We start from the raw sequence: 236 nt of genomic DNA on the forward strand, positions 1-236 counted from the left end.
TCGTCCGCCGTCCTACGGGCGTGACGTGGAGACGACTCGTCCGCCGTCCTACGGGCGTGACGTGGAGACGACTCGTCCGCCGTCCTACGGGCGTGACGTGGAGACGACTCGTCCGCCGTCCTACGGGCGTGACGTGGAGACGACTCGTCCGCCGTCCTACGGGCACGACGAGGAGACGACCCGTCCGCCGTCCTACGGGCGTGACGTGGAGACGACTCGTCCGCCGTCCTACGGGC

Annotated in this window: 1 protein-coding gene; it reads left to right on the forward strand. The window is 70.3% G+C overall.

Annotation, left to right across the window (positions count from 1 at the left end; all coding sequences use genetic code 11):
- Window positions 1-25: 25 nt before the first annotated feature.
- The coding region (locus E5082_RS26555) for a hypothetical protein (protein WP_135793771.1) at window positions 26-236 on the forward strand (211 nt) is incomplete at its 3' end.

Origin of the sequence: Streptomyces griseoluteus (genome assembly GCF_004784465.1) — a bacterium.
Classification (GTDB): Bacteria; Actinomycetota; Actinomycetes; order Streptomycetales; family Streptomycetaceae; genus Streptomyces; species Streptomyces griseoluteus.